The sequence below is a fragment of the Bacillus pseudomycoides DSM 12442 genome, assembly GCF_000161455.1.
GTDB classification, from domain to species: domain Bacteria; phylum Bacillota; class Bacilli; order Bacillales; family Bacillaceae_G; genus Bacillus_A; species Bacillus_A pseudomycoides.
The window spans coordinates 4,994,791-4,995,652 of record NZ_CM000745.1 but is presented as its reverse complement, the minus strand read 5'-3'; the positions used below and the strand labels follow the sequence as shown (position 1 = coordinate 4,995,652).

At 34.0% G+C, this 862-nt stretch carries 1 pseudogene; it reads right to left on the bottom strand.

Going from position 1 to position 862, the window contains the following annotated elements:
• Positions 1 to 862 (bottom strand): annotated as a pseudogene (locus BPMYX0001_RS29710) (FtsK/SpoIIIE domain-containing protein); the annotation flags it as partial.

Below are 862 nucleotides of genomic sequence, written 5' to 3'. Positions count from 1 at the left end.
GTACAAAATATAAGCCGGAATCCTAAACCACCTCCGATTCTTGCGATTTCAGATAACATCTCCTGGCACATAAATAATAAATCCCGTTGTTTTTTAGGTAAACCTTGTGTCGGACAAAGATTCGCTCCTTCATCTACTATGATGAAGCAACGTTCTCTAATTGGATGTATCTATAACATTGGTAAAATAGGACTTTTTCATCATCTCAATCTGTTTTACCATCTTTTCACGTACTCTCACCAACATCTCTAACGCCTGTTCCGAGGTTTTCAGCTACTTCTACTACTTGGGATAGCTCTTTGTAAGGACTAAATTCTAGCCCTTCCTTCAAATCGATAATAAAAAAATTCACGTGTTGAGATTGTTGTAAAATTAAACTAGTCATCACATTTTTTAAGAATACTGTCTTTCCAAAACGAGTCATTCCACTTACACACATATGCGGTGTTTTCTCGAAATCATGATACACGTGTTTATCTAATGCTTTCCCCATCATAACTTTCCATGTGTGCTCTTTTAACAGCTCCTTAGACCAATTCCATATTTCAGGTATTCGTTGCTTAAATACTCGAATATGAAGCTCTCTTTGATGAAACGATATTTTAACAGGTTTATATAGTCCTTCTTCTAATACTTCAGCTAACTTTTTGATAAGTTGACTAGGTACGCCGAGCGGTAACTTGTAAACATAATTCATACTTATGTCATCTTCTATTTCTTTTATAAAAATAGGGTATTGTAATTCACCTTTATGTTGAACACATATCTTTGCAATTTCAAAAAACGTTGCAATTTTTTTCTTATCACTCATTCCTTTACTTTGATAAAAGTAAGCTACTGTTATAAAGGTTGCTGGTATTAA